Raw genomic sequence first — 15,221 nt, forward strand, 5'->3', positions numbered from 1 at the left:
TGGCGAGAGGATTTCGGCCAACTTGCCGTCATGCGGGTGACGTGTTCCCACCAAAGCTGGCACTGTACCGTCCCGTCGCCGCAGCGGCCCTCGCAGGCCGCACGTGCCCCGCAGGGCGTGGCGAGCACGTCGAAGACCGTTCCAGCCACTCGAACCACCCGCACTCCCGGGCGGCACCGCCCTCGACCGCCCGGCTGACTCCGGCCGCCCAGACCCGGCCGCCGCAGAAGGAGTTCCGTGTGACTCGATCCTCCCGAAAGTCCGTCACCGCAAGCGCGTTGATCGCCGGCGCCGCGCTGGTCGCGGCTGCTCTGCCCGCCGGTGTCGCGGCCGCCGACGAGGCCCCGGCCGGGGCGCCCGCCGAGGTGCGGGCGTTCGCCGGTGCGCTGCCGGTGGAGCTCTCGGCCCAGCAGCGCGGTGAGCTGCTGGCGGCCGCCGACGCCGACCGGGCGGAGGCCGCCAGGTCGCTGCACCTCGGCCCGAAGGAGGCGCTGGTCGTCAGGGGCGTCACCAAGGACGCGGACGGCACCGTGCACACCCGCTACGAGCGGACCTTCGACGGACTGCCGGTCCTCGGCGGTGACCTGGTGGTCCACACCGCCCCGGACGGCTCCACCAAGGGCGTCACCAGGGCCACCGAGGCGGACATCGCCGTCGACACCACCGCCGGGGAGGGTTCCGAGGCGGCGAAGGGCCTCGCGCTGGAGAGCGCCGCGAGCGCGAAGGTGCAGGAGCCGGCCGCCGACAGCGCCCGCAAGGTGGTCTGGGCGGCGTCCGGCACCCCGCGGCTCGCGTGGGAGACGATCGTGACGGGCACGCAGGAGGACGGCACGCCGTCCGAGCTGCACGTCGTCACCGACGCCGGCACGGGCAAGAAGATCTTCGAGTACCAGGGCATCGAGACCGGCGTCGGCACCAGCAAGTACTCGGGCCAGGTCACCATCGGCACCTCGCCGGTGCCCGGCGGAGGCTACGCGTTGACCGACCCCGCCCGCGGCGGTCACAGCACCTACGACCTGAACGGCACCACCGGCACCAGGACGCTGTTCACCAACCCGACCGACACCTGGGGCGACGGCACCGTCGCCAACCGGCAGACCGCCGCCGTGGACGCCGCCTACGGCGCCCAGCTCACCTGGGACTACTACCAGAACGTCCACGGCCGCAACGGCATCAAGGACGACGGCGTCGGAGCCCACACCCGGGTCCACTACGGCAAGAACTACGTCAACGCGTTCTGGTCCGACAGTTGCTTCTGCATGACCTACGGCGACGGCGCGGGCAACGTCAAGCCGCTGACCTCGATCGACGTCGGCGGCCACGAGATGACCCACGGCATCACCTCGGCCACCGCGGGCCTGATCTACAGCGGCGAGTCCGGCGGCCTGAACGAGGCCACCTCCGACATCATGGCCGCCGCCATCGAGTTCTGGGCCGGCAACCCCGAGGACAAGGGCGACTACCTGGTCGGCGAGAAGATCGACATCAGGGGCGACGGCACCCCGCTGCGCTACATGGACAAGCCCTCCAAGGACGGCAGGTCACGGGACTACTGGTCCTCCGACGTCGGTTCCGTCGACGTGCACTACTCCTCCGGCCCGGCCAACCACTGGTTCTACCTGGCCTCCGAGGGCAGCGGCGCCAAGACCGTCAACGGCGTGGACTACGACTCCGCGACCTCCGACGGCCTGGCGGTCACCGCCATCGGCCGGGACGCCGCCGCCAGGATCTGGTACCGGGCACTGACCACCTACATGACCTCGTCCACCGACTACGCCGCCGCCCGCGTCGCGACCCTCCAGGCCGCCGCCGACCTGTACGGGCAGACCAGCGCGACGTACCAGAACACCGCCAACGCCTGGGCCGCGGTCAACGTCGGCCCGCGCGTCGTCGACGGCCTCCTGCTCGACGCCGTCGGCGACCAGGTCACCGAGGTCGGCGCCCCCGTCGAGCTGCGGATCAAGGCCGTCAACTTCAACCCCGGTGCCGTCACCTACCACGCGACCGGCCTCCCCGAGGGCCTGTCGCTCCACCCGGTCACCGGCCGCATCACCGGCACCCCGGCCGTCGCCGCCACCTCCACGGTCACCGTCACCGCCAAGGCCTCCCACCACAGCAGGCTGTCGACGACGTTCACCTGGAAGGTCTCCCCGGGCATCTTCGCGAACACCACCGCCGTGCCGGTCCCGGACGGGGGCCCGGCGGTCTTCTCGGACATCGTCGTCGACCGGATCGCCGGCCGGGCGCCGAGCGACCTCAAGGTCGCCGTGGACATCAAGCACACCTGGCGCGGTGACCTGGTCATCGACCTGGTCGGTCCGGACGGCACGGTGTACTCGCTGAAGAAGAGCAATTTCAACGACTCGGCGGACAACGTCGTCGAGACCTACACGGTGGACGCCTCCGCGCAGCCCGGCAACGGCACCTGGCGGCTCCGGGTGCAGGACGTGTACCGCGGCGACTCGGGCCGCATCGACGGCTGGAAGCTCATCTTCTGACCGGGTTCCCGACCCCGGTGACCGACCCCGGTGACCGACCCCGGTGATCCGGCCGGCGAAAGCGCGCGCTCTCGCCGGCCGGATCACCTTCCGCTCAGCGCAGTCCGGCGAAGAGGTCGTTCTCGGGAAGCTCCGCGCCGGTGGTGTCGTGGACCCGGACGAAGGTCTCCACGCCCATGAGCTCGGTGAACCGCTCCTTGCCCATCTTCAGGAAGAAGATGTTCTCGCCCTGGCTGGCGTGCGCGGCCAGGGCGTCGAACTTCCGGCCGCCGAACGCGGTGGCGTCCACCCAGGTGGTGATCTCCTCGTCGGGGAGGCCGATCTCGGGCATCTCCGACTCCCCGGGCTCCGGCTCCTCCCACTCCGCGCCCAGCTCGCGCATGACCTCCCCGAACCGCGCCATCATCGAGCGCGGAGCCGTCGTCCAGTACACCTTCGGGGCCGTGCCGGCCAGCTCCAGCGCCCTCGCGGTGATGCGGTTGGCCTGGATGTGGTCGGGGTGGCCGTAGAAGCCGTTCTCGTCGTAGGTCACCACGACGTCGGGCCGGTAGTGCCGCATCAGGTCGGCGAGGCGGGCGGCCGCCTCGTCCACCGGCGTCGTCCAGAACGAGCCGGGCGCGTCGTTGGCGGCCCAGCCCATCATCCCGGAGTCCCCGTAGCCGAGCAGTTCGAGGTGGCCGATGCCGAGGACCTCGCAGCTGGCCTCCAGCTCCTGACGGCGCATCGCGGCGACGGCCGCCGGGTCGTGCCCGGCCTCGCCGGGCTTGACACCTCCCGGCCCGTCCCCGCAGGCGCCGTCGGTACAGGTGACGAGCACCGTGCGGATGCCCTCGGCCGCATAGCGGGCGAGCACGCCGCCGGTACCGGTGGCCTCGTCGTCGGGGTGGGCGTGCACGGCCATCAGCGTCAAGGGCCGGTCGGTCATGGGGCTCATCCTTCGGTCTGCCGAGTGTTCGGCCCCAGTCTGCGGCACGGGACCGACAACGGGGCACCGTGCACCTCAACGGCGGTGGGGAACGACCGCCACGGTCACGGTCGTGGTCCAGTTCGACCAGCCCCTCCCGTGCGACGCCCGGATCGTGCTGCGGGCCTACAACCCCGTCACCGCCCACGCCGGAGAGCGCGAACGCCGGCTCGCGGTGCCCCTCACCGGCGTGCCCGGGCTCGCGGACGCCCTGTTCCTCGAACTCGGCGCGTACACCTTCGTCGCCGCGCCGGGCGGCCCGTGACCGCCGCCCCGGCGGTCCGGCCCCGGGGCGGCTGACGGGCCGTCCGGTGCCGCGCGCCCCCGGCCGGGCAGCACGCTCCGTCGACGTACGAGAATGTCTCGGTGAGCATTGGGGAAACACTCAGCTGGACCGAGGGCGGCCAGGAGCACCGTGCCCGGTGGCGGTCCGAGAACGGAACGCCGGCCCCGGAACGGGTGCAGGCCGCCGATGACCGGATGACGGCCGACGCGGCCTTCCGCCTGGCCTGCGAGGGCATGGCGTTACTCTGGCGCGGCGACTACCACAACGCCCGGCAGCTGCTGTCGGCGATGAAGCGGCGCGCCGCCCGCAGACCGCCGCGGCCCGGCTCGACCTCCGCGGAGACCTTCCACCTCCACCGTCAGGCGCAGTCGAGGCAGGCCCGGATCCTCGGGATGCTGGTGGTGCCGGTGGACCGCGGCCACGTCGTGCCGCTCCGCAGGGCGCCCGATGTGCGCAGCGCCTGCACCGAGGCCTTCGGGCCCGCCGAGGGGCCCTACGTCGTCCCGCTGCGCGAACTCCTGGGCGTCATCGGCGCCCACGAGTGGTCCCGGAAGGGGGTTCCGGTCCCCGCGCTCGGCGACCGGATCCACCCGCGCTACGGGGTCTTCTCCCCGGTGCGCGGCGAGTACGTCGACCTGGTCGCCCGCGCCCCGCTCCCGTCGGCCGAGTCGGCCTTCGACATCGGTACGGGCACCGGCGTCCTGGCGGCCGTGCTCGCCCGCCGGGGCGTGCGGCGCGTCGTGGCGACCGATCAGAGCGCCGCCGCGCTGGCGTGTGCCCGCGAGAACCTGACGCGGCTCGGGCTCCTCGACCGCGTCGAGCTGCTGGAGGCGGACCTCTTCCCGCCCGGGCGCGCCCCGCTGGTGGTGTGCAACCCGCCGTGGGTCCCGGGCCGGCCGGCCTCTCCGGTCGAGCACGCGGTCTACGATCCGGACAGCCGGATGCTGCGGGGGTTCCTCGCCGGGCTGGCCGGCCGTCTGGAGCCGGGGGGCGAGGGCTGGTTGATCCTCTCCGACCTCGCCGAACGGCTCGGGCTGCGGTCGCGCGCCGAACTGCCGGACCTCGTCGAGGCCTCGGGCCTGCGGGTCCTGGACCGGCTCGACACCAGCCCCGTCCATCCGCGCAGCCGTGACACCACCGATCCGCTGCACGCGGCGCGGGCGTCCGAAGTGACGTCGCTGTGGCGGCTGGTGGCCGCGCCGGCCACCGCGACCGCGGACTGATCCGCAGCCGGGCGGGGGCGCCGCCGGGCAGCGCCCCCGCCCCGCGCGGTCACCGGGGCGCGGCGCGCTCCGAGCGCCAGTCCCCGAACAGGTCCGGGCCGAGCAGGCTCAGGCAGGACTCCAGCTCCGCCGTGATGCTCTGCAGATCGCCCTCGGCCCGGCGGAACCAGACGCGGGTGGCGACCCGTCCGATCGCCCCGAAGGTCGCGACGAGCACCCGCGGGCGGGGGTCCGCCTCCGGGTCGATCCCCTCGCGCCGCGCGATGACCTCGACCAGCCGGTCCTCCATGTCCTCGGTGCGCCGCAGGTGCTGCGCCAGCAGACCGGGTGTGCGCTCGATGAGCTGCATCATCGCCATGTGCAGGGCCGGGTCCACGCCGTCCAGGGCGCCGCTGTGGACCTGCTGGAGGACGGAGTGGAACGAGCCGCGCATCGCCTGCAGCGGGTACTCGTGCTCCGGGCGCGCCTCCAGCGCCGCGAGGAAGGCCTCGTCGATGGCGGTGATCGGGCTCAGCGCCACCTCCTCCTTGCTCGCGAAGTACCGGAAGAAGGTGCGCTGGGAGACGTCGACCTCGTCGGCGATCTGGTCGACGGTCGTGTTGTCGTAGCCCTGGAGGATGAACAGCCTCAGGGCTTCCCTGGCGAGTTCGTCACGGGTGTTCTGCTTCTTCCGCTGGCGTCTTCCGGCCTGCGGCGGTGACGCCACCGACTCCGTCTGCGGCACGGCCGCTCCTCCCTGCTGCGTGCTGGTCGTCCCTCACCTCCCAGTTTAGGGGACGACAGCAGCGGCTGACTCATGCGTGTCGTTGACATGTGTCAGTGGCTGACGTGGGCTCGGTTCACACCGCGTGTCCGCTTGAGCACTGATCCGGTCCGGCGAGGCCGTGGCCGCGGGCGTGAGGGCGGTCGCGCTCGACGCCGCCCTGCCGTCAGGCCCCGTCCAGGTTCTCCACCAGCGCCGTCAGGAACTCCTCCGGCCGCTCCAGGTGCACGGTGTGCCCGGCGCCCTCGACGACCACCTCGCGCACCCGCCCGCCGGCGGCGGCGTAGCGGTCGAGGGCGGCCCGGGTCTGGGTGACCATCGGCTGGGCCGGGCAGGTTTCCGCGCCGGGCCAGCCCGGGATCGCGCCGAGTGCCCCGAGATGGGCGAGGTCGAAGACCGAGGTGTCGGAGACGATCACGTCGGCGGACCCGCGGATCCACAGGACCGGCGGCTTGGGGTCGATCACCTCCAGGTCGTCGATCCGGAAGTGGGTCGGCGCCATGGAGTTGAGGACCCCGCGCCCGCCGGGCGCCGAGCCCGGCCAGGTGGCGCTCGGGCGGACGTCGCCGGGGTAGTGGTCCTCGCCGGTGCGGGTGGCCAGCATCGCGGCCACGTAGCGGTCCGGGTCGGCCAGCGGCTCGGCGGCGTAGGCGCTGTCCAGCACCGCCCGCGGCGCGAACGGTGATCCGGCGCCCGTCTCGCCCTCGCTCAGCAGCCGGACGAACTCCGGGGCCGCGCCGCCGGCGCCGGAGCCCGCGCCGTCGGGGGAGTTGAGCCGCCCGTCCGCCCCGTGGGTGCCGCCGAAGCCGTACGGGGAGACCGGGTTGACCAGGGTGAGCGAGCGGACCAGGTCCGGGCGGTCGCGCAGCAGTTGCAGGGCCACCCCGCCGCCCATGCTCCAGCCGACCAGGTGCACCGGGCCGAGGGCCAGCGCGTGGAGGAAGGAGAGCACGTCCTCGCTGTGGTCGCGCAGGCCGCGGGTGGCGTCCACCGGCAGCGGCTCGGTGCGGCCGAAGCCGCGCAGGTCGGGGGCCAGCGGGCGGAAGCGCTCCGGCAGGCCCGCCATGGTCGGGTGCCAGAAGACGCCGGAGGAGACGTTGCCGTGGAGCAGGACCACGGGCTCGCCCGTGCGGCCCTCGATCTCGGCGTGGTTCACGGTCAGCCGGTCGGTGGTGACCGGTCGGTCGGTGATCGTCGGGCGGTCGGTGAGCATGGTGCGGGTCCTGTTCTCAGTTCAGCCAGCCGGCGAGCTGCGCGTTGGCCGCGCCGTCCCAGCCGAGTTGCAGGTGGTTGGCGAGGGTGATCAGCGCGGTGCCGCCGACGGTGGCGATGCCGGTGGTGTCCAGGGCGCTGGCCACGAAGACCACGCCGTCGCTGGGGGCGCGGTTCTCGTTGAAGATGCCGACGACGCTGGGCGTGCCGCCCGCCATGAGGTAGGTCGTCACCGAGGCCGGCACCCCGGCCCGGTGCAGCGGGGCGATCAGCGAGCCGGCGTCGATCGCGGCCTGGATGCCGCCGCCGTCGGTGTAGAAGCCCTGCCCGCCGTAGTAGGTGGTGTACCAGTCCTGCTGGGTCTGGTCGATGCCGGCCACCGAGTCCCAGCGGGCCAGCATCTGCCGCTGCCCCGGGTAGACGTCGTAGCCGCCCGAGGGGGCGAAGGAGAACTCCGGGTGCGCGGTGTAGGTGCCGTAGCAGGTCATCCGCAGGTGCGGCGCGGGGGCGTTGACCTGGCCGCCGCACTGCGGCCAGATGGAGAAGTCGTGCGCCCAGCCGTGGGCGAAGGGGTAGTCGTAGCCGCCGTTCGGGCCGCCGACGGTGACCAGCTTGCGCACGTCGCCCGCGTACGGACGGCCCCAGGAGGGCTTGACCGAGGAGACGTAGGAGCGGGCGGACATCTCGCCCTTGCTCCAGCCCACCACGTCCACCTGGGGGACACCGAGCTTGGCGCGGATCAGCGCGACGGCGTCGCCGACCGCCTGGGCCTGCATCAGGTTGTCGCCCTGCTTGTGCGCGAAGCCGACCGCGAAGACCCGGTAGCCCCGCCCGGACAGGTACTGCATCAGCCCGGTGTTCGGGCAGGAGAGGGAGCCGCAGCCGTAGCCGCCGGACTCGCCCGGGTTGGCCCAGGCCCGGTCGGGGTTGTCGTTGGCGCCGTGCACCAGCAGCACCGGGACCTGGTGCGCGCCGGTGTTCCAGCCCGGCGCGGAGTAGAGCAGGAACCGGCCGGAGTAGGGCTGCTTGACGCCGCCGAAGAAGGTGAGCCGCTGGCCGTCCTGGTTGCCGCGGCCGTCCGGCGGGTACTGCTCCTGCTGGAAGCCGGGCGTGGTGTCGAGGTAGCGCTCGACACGGTCCCAGCCGTTGGCGACGCTGCCGTAGGCCGCCTCCAGCGTCAGATGGGCGGGCACCGCCGCCGAGGCCGGCCCCGCCGGGAGGACCGCGCCGATCAGCGCGAGCACGCTCGCGAGCAGCCCGCCGAAGCCGCTGCGCCCACCACGTCCGCTTCTCCCCATGCCGCGTCCACTCCTCCACGCCGAGGTCCAGTGCGTGACACCCTATGAACGGCCGGCCTCCCTCCCTATGTCGGTGGCAGCCACCTCGGGCGTCACGCTGTGGGCACCGGCCACCTGGCCAGGACGCGGTTGCCGGGGAACGCGTCAACGGGCGGTCCAGCCCCCGTCCAGCGGGAGGGACGTGCCGGTGATGAAGCCGGAGTGGGGGCCGCAGAGGAAGAGGGCGGCCCGGGCGACCTCCTCGGGCTCGATGAGCCGCTTGATCGCGGTGCGGTCGAGCATGATCCGCTCCACCACCTCCTCGGCCGGGATGCCGTGCGCGGCGGCCTGTCCGGCGATCTGGTCCTCCACCAGCGGGGTGCGCACGTAGCCGGGGTTGATGCAGTTGCTGGTCACGCCGTGCGGCGCGCCCTCCAGCGCGGCGACCTTGCTGAACCCCTCCAGGGCGTGCTTGGCGGTCACGTACGCGGACTTGAAGGCGCTCGCCCGCAGCCCGTGCACCGAGGAGATGTTGACGATGCGCCCCCAGCCGCGCCCGTACATGTGCGGCAGGGTGCGCCGGACGATCCGGAACGGCGCCTCGACCATCACGCGCTGGATCAGCGCGAAGCGGTCGACCGGGAAGTCGTGGATCGGCGCCACGTACTGGAGCCCGGCGTTGTTCACCACGACGTCGGCGTCGTCCGGGAGGGTGTCCACCGCCTCCGGGTCCGACAGGTCGACCACGTGGGCCGTGCCGCCGAGTTCCGCCGCGAGGTCCTCGGCGGCGTCGCCCGCCAGGTCGACGACGTACACGTGCGCGCCCGCCCCGGCGAAGGCGGCCGCGCACGCCCGGCCGATGCCCCCGGCCGCACCCGTCACCAGGACCTTCCGCCCGGCCAGGAAGCGGCCGCCCGGGGCGGCGGCCGGGCCGCCGGTGCTCTCGATGGTATCCATGGCGCCACGCTAGGAACCCGGCGATGGCGGGCACACGTCCCGCGGTACCACAGTTGGGCCCCCGAGGGTGGTGGCCGCCACCACAGCGCCCGCGGGCCGAACCGGTCCCGGCACGGCCGCCGGCACCACGGCGGCCAGCAGGCACGCCCCGCCCGCCGGGAAGCGGGCGAGCGACCAGGGCGCGCACGGATCCGCTTGCCCGTGCACTGGCGTCAGGACGGCGCAGCAGCCGTTCGTACGATCCGCGGTGCGGCCGCGGATCCGGCGGTCCCGGCGTCCGTCCCGGTGACGGTCCCGGCGACGAGCCGTCCGCCGCCGGGCCCTCGGCGCGAGTGCGCGGTAGGCGTACGATGACTCACCGTCAGGTGCTGCTGGACGAGTCGGCCGGGGACGGGTTGATGCTGACGTGGATCGAGGCTGTGGCGTCCGGTGCGGGCGGTGGACTGATCGCCGAAGCGGTCGTCACCTACGGCCGGTTGCACAGCTGGCAACAGGCGCGGCACACGGCACGGGCGGCCGCGGCCCCGCTCCCTCCGCTCGGCAGGTTCGTCGATCCCCTCGCGGACACGCTCGCCGCACTCGCGCGGGTGGCACTGGGAGGCGCGGCCGGCTGGCTGCTCCACACCGAAGTCACCGGCGTGTACGCGGCGGTGACCGTCGGAGCCTCCGCGCCGGCCCTCCTGGCCCAGATCGGCCGGGCGACCACTCCGGCCGAGGCCCAGCGCGCCCCCGCCGGAGCGGCGCCGGTGGCCCCCGGAGGGACGGCACCCGTGAGCGGGGAGGCGTCGTGACGGCCGGTTCGGTCCTCCGGCGCTCCTGGCGCTCGTTCACCGGCGGCGCGGTCGCCCGCCGCCCTCCGGCAGGGGCCCGCGCCCGCGAGGGGTACACCCTGTGGCAGCGGTTCCGGGCGTCGTTCACCGGCGTGGACCTGCCCTCCGGCCCTCCGGGCGCTGATCCCGTCCCTCCCCGGGAACCGGCCGGGAACCGGGCGCCGGCGGCGGCCGTGCGGGACCGGTGGCGCCCCCCGTCGCCGGCTCCGGAGTGGTTCCCCCTCCCGCGGCTTCCCCGGACCGGCGGCCTGGCCGCGGCGGGAGGCGACGCCGTGCTGCTGGAGGCGTCCTCCCCGGACGGCACCGCCCGGTTCCTGGTGCGCGGTCACGGGGAACCCGCCCGTGAGTACAGCCTGGAACTGGTCGTGCCCGGCGTCGAGGACACCGTGCCGCTGATGACGGTGGTCAGGTACGCGGCCGGGAACGGCGCCGAGCGGGTGCTGCTCGTTCCCGTCACGCGGGCGCGTTTCGGCCCCGCCGCCGCCTACGTGCGGCTCCCGGACTTCAGGGGGGAGGACTGGGCGGCCTCCGCGCCGGCCCCGGTGGGTCCGGGCAGCAGCTGGGACGCCGCGGCGGTCGCGGCGTCGGTCGGCGCCGCGCTCAACGGTGCGACCCGCGAGGCCTGGCGCGAGGTGCGGGCACTGCTCTCGGACGCCGGTCTTCGTCGCGTCATCGACGAGCACCTGCGGTGACCGGGGCGGCGGAGCCGGGGCAGCGCGCGGAGGGGCGGCCGGGGGCCGCACCGGAGGCCGTTCCGGAACGCCGAGGCGGCCGGCGCCGGCCGGGGACCGGGCACCCCGCGGCCCGGGCCGCGGTCGGGCACGTCCTGGAGCGGGCGTCCGGGCCGCAGAGCGCGGTCCGCGAACTGCTCGGTGAGCCGGCGCTGTGGTGGAACTGCTGCAGCGAGGCGCTGCGCGACGACCCGGCGTGGCTCGCCGGCCGTGACTGCGAGGACCTGCGCGGCTGGCTCGGGGCGACCGCCCCGGACCGGGACCACCAACACGCGACGACCGCGCGGGTCGAGCACCCCCTGCTCCTGGCCAGGGCGTTGACCGCGCCGGCGGAGGACGGCGGCGAGCAGGACGACGCGCTGCTGCGGTTGCTCGGGGCCTGGGAGGGCAGCGGGCTGCTCTGCCCCGGCACGGCGACCGGACCGGCACGGCCCGCCGGCAAGGACCTCGCCGTCCTCTCCCCACGACTGGCCGGCGCAACCGACGCCCTGCTGCACCGTCTCCAGCGGCTGCGCCCTGCTGCGGCCGTGGGCGGGCCGTCGTCGGCCGCCGCCGCACTGCTCGTGATCGCCGCCCTCATGATGGCCGGCCTCGCACCGCGCAGGCGTCCGGTCGTCCGGGTGCCGGTGGTGTTCGGTCGCTCGTCCCGGCCGGGCGCGGGAGCGCCGGCCGCCGAGGGCGCCACCGGACCCGCGGGCCTGTACCCCGACCCGCGCACGATGGACGGCGTCCGCAGCGGCAACGGTCAGTTCGCCGCCGCGCTGGACGACGCCTGGCGCCTCACGGGCCCGCGGCGCGAGGGCCGCTGCGTGGTCTGGCGGATCGTCCTGTCCGACGAGCCCGCCGCCCCGGACCGGATCGAGGGCCCCTCGCTCGGTGCCGCCTTCGCGCTCGGGCTCCGGGCCCTGCTGCGCCGCCGGTCCGGTGCGGCCCGGCTCCGCGACGTCTTCTACGGGCTGCGCCCGCGCACCGCGGTGACCGGCGCCCTCGACGCGGACGGCCGGCTGCTCGGGGTCGCCGGACTGGACGCGAAGCTGCTCGCCGTCCGCCGCAAGGGCTTCCGGCTGGTGGCGCCGGAGGCGAACCGACTGGAGATCTCCGCGGCCGCCCCCCGGCCCGGCGAGGTGCGGTTCGCGGCCACGCTGCACGAAGCCGACCGCTACGCCCGGCAGTTCCGCACCGGCCGGGCCGCCGTCCTGGCGCTCGTCCTCGCCACGGTGACGGCCGGAGCGTTCGCGCTCCACCAGCGTGACCTGGCGGCGGTCCGCCAACAGAGTGCGCTGGCCAGCCAGGTCGCGGGGCGGGCCGACCAGGTGCGCGCCGCCGACCCCTCGCTCGCCGCCCGGTTGGACGTCGCCGCGTACCGCCTGGTCCCCACCGGCGAGCGCCGAACCCGCTTGGTCGAGGACGCGAACCGGCCGCTGTCCACCGTCCTGAGCGACTTCTCCGGCAGCGTCCACACGGTGGCGTTCGGTCCTGACGGGCGCACCCTCGCCACCGTCGCCACCGACGAGCCGACCACGCGCACCCTGCGCCTGTGGGACCTGGCGGACCGCACGCACCCCGTCCCGCTCGGTGAACCGGTACGGGTCCTCTCCAGTTCCGGCACGGTGGTGTTCAGCCCGGACGGCCGCACCCTCGCGACCGCCGGCGTCAGCACCGACGACTCGGTGCAACTGTGGGACGTGACGGACCGGACCCGCCCCCGCCGGCTCGGACCGCCGCTGCCCGACACCCCCATGGGCCCGCTGCGGTTCAGCCCCGACGGGCGGATCCTCGCCACCGGCAGCAAGCACGTCGAGGACGAGCAGCTGTGGGACGTGACGGACCCTGCGAACCCGGCGCCGCTGGGCCCGCCCCTCCCGCACACGACGGCCGTCAACACCGTGGCGTTCAGCCCGGACGGCCGCACCCTCGCCACCTCGTCCGTGGAGGACGGGGTGCGGCTGTGGAACCTCGCGGACCCGGCCCGCGCGGCGCCGCTCGGCAGGATCTGGAACAGCGTCGGCTCACTGACGTTCGGCCCGGACGGCCGCACGCTCGCCGTCACCGACCACGGAAGCGTGCAACTGCTGGACGTGGCCGACCCGGCCCGCGTCGTCGCGGTCGGCGGCGCCCTGACCGGTTCCGCCGACGCCCGGGGTCCCGCGGTGTTCAGCCCGGACGGCCGTCTGCTCGCCACCGCCCTCGCGGACCGCACCGTCCGGCTGTGGAACACCGCGAACCCCGGCCGCTCGACGTCCCCCGCCCCGCCGATGGCCGGCCACACCGACACCGTCTCCTCGGTGGCGTTCGGCCCGGACGGGCGTACCGTCGCCACCTCCTCCGCCGACCACACCGTGCGGCTGTGGCACCTGCCGACCGCCGTGCTGACCGACCACACCGACCTCGTCACGCAGATGCGGCTCGGAGCCGGCGGCCGGCTCCTCGCCACCGCCTCCGTCGACCGGACGGTGCGGCTGTGGAACACCGCCGATCCGGCGCGGCCGCTGCCGCTCGGCCGGGTGGAGGGCTTCACGGACCCGGTCGGCGCGGTCGCGCTCAGCCCGGACGGCCGCACGCTGGTCACCGCTGTCTTCTCGGAGCACCGCGTGGTCCTGTGGGACGTGACCGATCCCGCTCGCCCCGCCTCGATCGGGCAGATCGCGCGCTTCCCCACCGGCGTCACCGCGGTGGAGTTCAGCCCCGACGGGCGGACCCTCGCCACCGTGACCTCCAGCGGCATCGTCGGCGAGGAGAAGAGCGTGCGGCTGTGGGACGTCTCGGACCCGGTCCGCCCCCGCCAACGGGCCCTGCTGCCCAGCGGCGCGGTCAGCGTGGGCGGCACCGTGGCCTTCAGTCCCGACGGGCGGACCCTCGCCGCCTCCGGCAGCTACGCCGGCGAGACGACGCAGCTGTGGGACGTGACCGATCCGGACCGTCCGGTCCGGTCCGGCCCCGCCCTCGCCAAGGGCTTCCGTTCGATGTCGTTCAGCCCGGACGGCCGGACCCTCGTCACGGTCACCGACACGGGTCACGCCGACACTCCCGGTGACGGCGCGATCGAGCTCTGGGACGTCTCCGACCGCACCCGCCCCACCCCCCTCGGCCAACCGCTCGGCGGCTACACCGGCCGCCGCGTCCGGGCGGTGGCCTTCAGCCCCGACGGGCGGACCCTCGCCACCGCCGGAGCCGAGGTGCGCCTGTGGGACGTCACGGACCCGGCCCGTCCTGCCGCGATCGGTCAACCCCTGGCGATCAGCACCGCGGAACTCACCTCCCTGGCGTTCACCCCGGACGGCCGGACGGTTGTCACCGGCGGTGACGACCACCTCGTCCGGCTCTGGCCGTGGGAAGCCGAGCAGTCGGTCGAGCGCATCTGCGCGAACACCGGCACCCCGACGCCCGCGCAGTGGCAGCGGTACCTCTCCGTGCTGCCCTACCGGCCGGGCTGCGGCTGACGGCGGAATCGCGCCCGGTGCCCCGGGCGCGGGCGTTCCCGGTCGCTACGCCCCGGCGGGTCCGGGAGCCGTGGGCGTCCGGGTGGCCGGAGCCCGGCGGGGCGGGGGAGTGGTGGAGCCCGGCCGGGTGTGCCGGGTGTCTTCGCCGCCCAGCGCCGTCATCACCTCGCGCAGTTGGCCGAGGGGGTCCGGGCCGCAGATCCGGACCACCACCGTCTGCGCGCCCGCCTCCCCGAGTGCCTGGAGCGCTGTCGCCGCCTCGGCCGCCGTGCCCCCGGCCGCGAAGGTCGCGGCCTCGTCGCGTCCCAGCCACCGGGCGTGCCCGGCGACGGCCTCCCGCAGGGCGGGGGCCGCCGCGTCCCCCACGCCGAGGAAGGTGAACACGGTGACCGTGTGGTCCGCGCCCGCGCCGCCGCGCTCGGCGGCGGCGCGGACGGCGCGAAGGTCCTCCGCGCCGTGGCCCTCGGCCACGAGCGTGCCCTGCGCGGCCCGGCCGGCCAGCTCCAGGGACTTGGGCGAGACGACGCCCGCGATCACCGGGGGGACCGCGTCCGGTGCGGGCGGGTGGACCAACTGCACGCCGTCGAGCCGTAGTTCACGCCCGTCCACGGTGACGCGTTCGCCGCGCAGCAGACCCCGCACCGCGGTGAGGGCCTCCTCCAGCAGCGCCAGCGGTGAGCGCGGGGCCACACCGGCCTGACGCATCCACTCCCGCACACCGTGGCCGACCCCGGCCACCAGCCGGCCGGGGAAGACCCGGGCCAGGGTGGCCACCTCCATCGCCAGCAGCGCGGGACTGCGCAGCGGCGCCGGCGCGATCCCGATGCCGACCCGCAGCCGTTCGCTCGCCCCGAGCGCCACCGCCGCCGCCGAGACCCCGCCGTTCCAGCCCAGGTCCTCGACGACCCACAGGTCGTCCACCCCCAGCGCCTCGGCCTCCCGCGCGAAGGCGGGCAGCCCGGCGGGGTCCCAGGAGCGGTCGAACATCACACCCACGCGAAAGGCCGTCATGACCGGCCAACCTACCTCCCTCGCGCACC

12 protein-coding genes are annotated in these 15,221 nt (G+C 74.9%); 6 read left to right on the plus strand and 6 right to left on the minus strand.

What is annotated here, in order from left to right:
• The first annotated feature begins 239 nt into the window (after positions 1–239).
• Positions 240–2,498 (plus strand): M4 family metallopeptidase, encoded by a 2,259-nt coding sequence (locus ACF1AK_RS22590; protein WP_391500612.1) that lies wholly within the window; start codon positions 240–242, stop codon positions 2,496–2,498.
• Between the two features lie 94 nt (positions 2,499–2,592).
• On the opposite strand, the gene ACF1AK_RS22595 is transcribed toward ACF1AK_RS22590, so the two are convergent.
• Entirely contained in the window at positions 2,593–3,423 is an 831-nt protein-coding gene (locus ACF1AK_RS22595; RefSeq protein WP_391500613.1) for a PIG-L family deacetylase, read from the minus strand.
• 112 nt (positions 3,424–3,535) lie between these two features.
• On the opposite strand from ACF1AK_RS22595, the gene ACF1AK_RS22600 reads away from it, so the two are divergent.
• Both ACF1AK_RS22600 and ACF1AK_RS22605 read left to right on the plus strand, forming a co-directional pair.
• Entirely contained in the window at positions 3,536–3,727 is a 192-nt protein-coding gene (locus ACF1AK_RS22600) for a hypothetical protein (protein ID WP_391500614.1), read from the plus strand.
• Positions 3,728–3,828: 101 nt separating this feature from the next.
• Positions 3,829–4,971 (plus strand): methyltransferase, encoded by a 1,143-nt coding sequence (locus ACF1AK_RS22605; RefSeq protein ID WP_391500615.1) that lies wholly within the window; start codon positions 3,829–3,831, stop codon positions 4,969–4,971.
• Positions 4,972–5,020: 49 nt separating this feature from the next.
• Here the strand turns inward: ACF1AK_RS22605 and ACF1AK_RS22610 are convergent, their stop codons facing one another.
• The 4 genes from ACF1AK_RS22610 to ACF1AK_RS22625 all read right to left on the minus strand — a co-directional run bounded on the left by ACF1AK_RS22610 (position 5,021) and on the right by ACF1AK_RS22625 (position 9,180).
• Positions 5,021–5,695, minus strand: coding sequence for a TetR family transcriptional regulator (locus tag ACF1AK_RS22610; protein ID WP_391500616.1), 675 nt, complete (start codon positions 5,693–5,695; stop codon positions 5,021–5,023).
• 205 nt (positions 5,696–5,900) lie between these two features.
• Complete coding sequence (locus tag ACF1AK_RS22615) at positions 5,901–6,947, minus strand: alpha/beta fold hydrolase (RefSeq protein ID WP_391500617.1); 1,047 nt, start codon at positions 6,945–6,947, stop codon at positions 5,901–5,903.
• Positions 6,948–6,963: 16 nt separating this feature from the next.
• Positions 6,964–8,244: an esterase/lipase family protein gene (locus ACF1AK_RS22620; protein ID WP_391500618.1), complete on the minus strand. Its 1,281-nt coding sequence runs from the start codon at positions 8,242–8,244 to the stop codon at positions 6,964–6,966.
• Between the two features lie 144 nt (positions 8,245–8,388).
• Positions 8,389–9,180, minus strand: a complete 792-nt coding sequence (locus tag ACF1AK_RS22625) for a 3-hydroxybutyrate dehydrogenase (RefSeq protein ID WP_391500619.1) — start codon at positions 9,178–9,180, stop codon at positions 8,389–8,391.
• 350 nt (positions 9,181–9,530) lie between these two features.
• On the opposite strand from ACF1AK_RS22625, the gene ACF1AK_RS22630 reads away from it, so the two are divergent.
• From ACF1AK_RS22630 to ACF1AK_RS22640, 3 genes are all read left to right on the plus strand, one after another.
• Positions 9,531–9,971 (plus strand): hypothetical protein, encoded by a 441-nt coding sequence (locus tag ACF1AK_RS22630; protein ID WP_391500620.1) that lies wholly within the window; start codon positions 9,531–9,533, stop codon positions 9,969–9,971.
• 311 nt (positions 9,972–10,282) lie between these two features.
• A complete protein-coding gene (locus tag ACF1AK_RS22635; protein ID WP_391500621.1) occupies positions 10,283–10,702 on the plus strand; it encodes a hypothetical protein in 420 nt (139 codons plus the stop codon).
• On the plus strand, positions 10,699–14,181 hold the full coding sequence (locus ACF1AK_RS22640) for a WD40 repeat domain-containing protein (RefSeq protein ID WP_391500622.1): 3,483 nt from the start codon (positions 10,699–10,701) through the stop codon (positions 14,179–14,181). The genes ACF1AK_RS22635 and ACF1AK_RS22640 overlap by 4 nt, the downstream gene beginning before the upstream one ends.
• A gap of 45 nt (positions 14,182–14,226) precedes the next feature.
• Here ACF1AK_RS22640 and ACF1AK_RS22645 read toward each other — a convergent pair whose 3' ends face one another.
• Positions 14,227–15,192, minus strand: coding sequence for an LLM class flavin-dependent oxidoreductase (locus ACF1AK_RS22645; RefSeq protein ID WP_391500623.1), 966 nt, complete (start codon positions 15,190–15,192; stop codon positions 14,227–14,229).
• Positions 15,193–15,221: the final 29 nt, after the last annotated feature.

The sequence above is a fragment of the Kitasatospora sp. NPDC015120 genome (assembly GCF_043080305.1).
Lineage (GTDB): Bacteria > Actinomycetota > Actinomycetes > Streptomycetales > Streptomycetaceae > Kitasatospora.

What these genes read in the sequence shown, in the direction of transcription:
- ACF1AK_RS22595 (WP_391500613.1), bottom strand. Translation starts at nt 3,423, where the DNA reads ATGACCGACCGGCCCTTGACGCTGATGGCCGTGCACGCCCACCCCGAC.
- ACF1AK_RS22630 (WP_391500620.1), top strand. Translation starts at nt 9,531, where the DNA reads ATGACTCACCGTCAGGTGCTGCTGGACGAGTCGGCCGGGGACGGGTTG.
- ACF1AK_RS22645 (WP_391500623.1), bottom strand. Translation starts at nt 15,192, where the DNA reads ATGACGGCCTTTCGCGTGGGTGTGATGTTCGACCGCTCCTGGGACCCC.
- ACF1AK_RS22615 (WP_391500617.1), bottom strand. Translation starts at nt 6,947, where the DNA reads ATGCTCACCGACCGCCCGACGATCACCGACCGACCGGTCACCACCGAC.
- ACF1AK_RS22620 (WP_391500618.1), bottom strand. Translation starts at nt 8,244, where the DNA reads ATGGGGAGAAGCGGACGTGGTGGGCGCAGCGGCTTCGGCGGGCTGCTC.
- ACF1AK_RS22625 (WP_391500619.1), bottom strand. Translation starts at nt 9,180, where the DNA reads ATGGATACCATCGAGAGCACCGGCGGCCCGGCCGCCGCCCCGGGCGGC.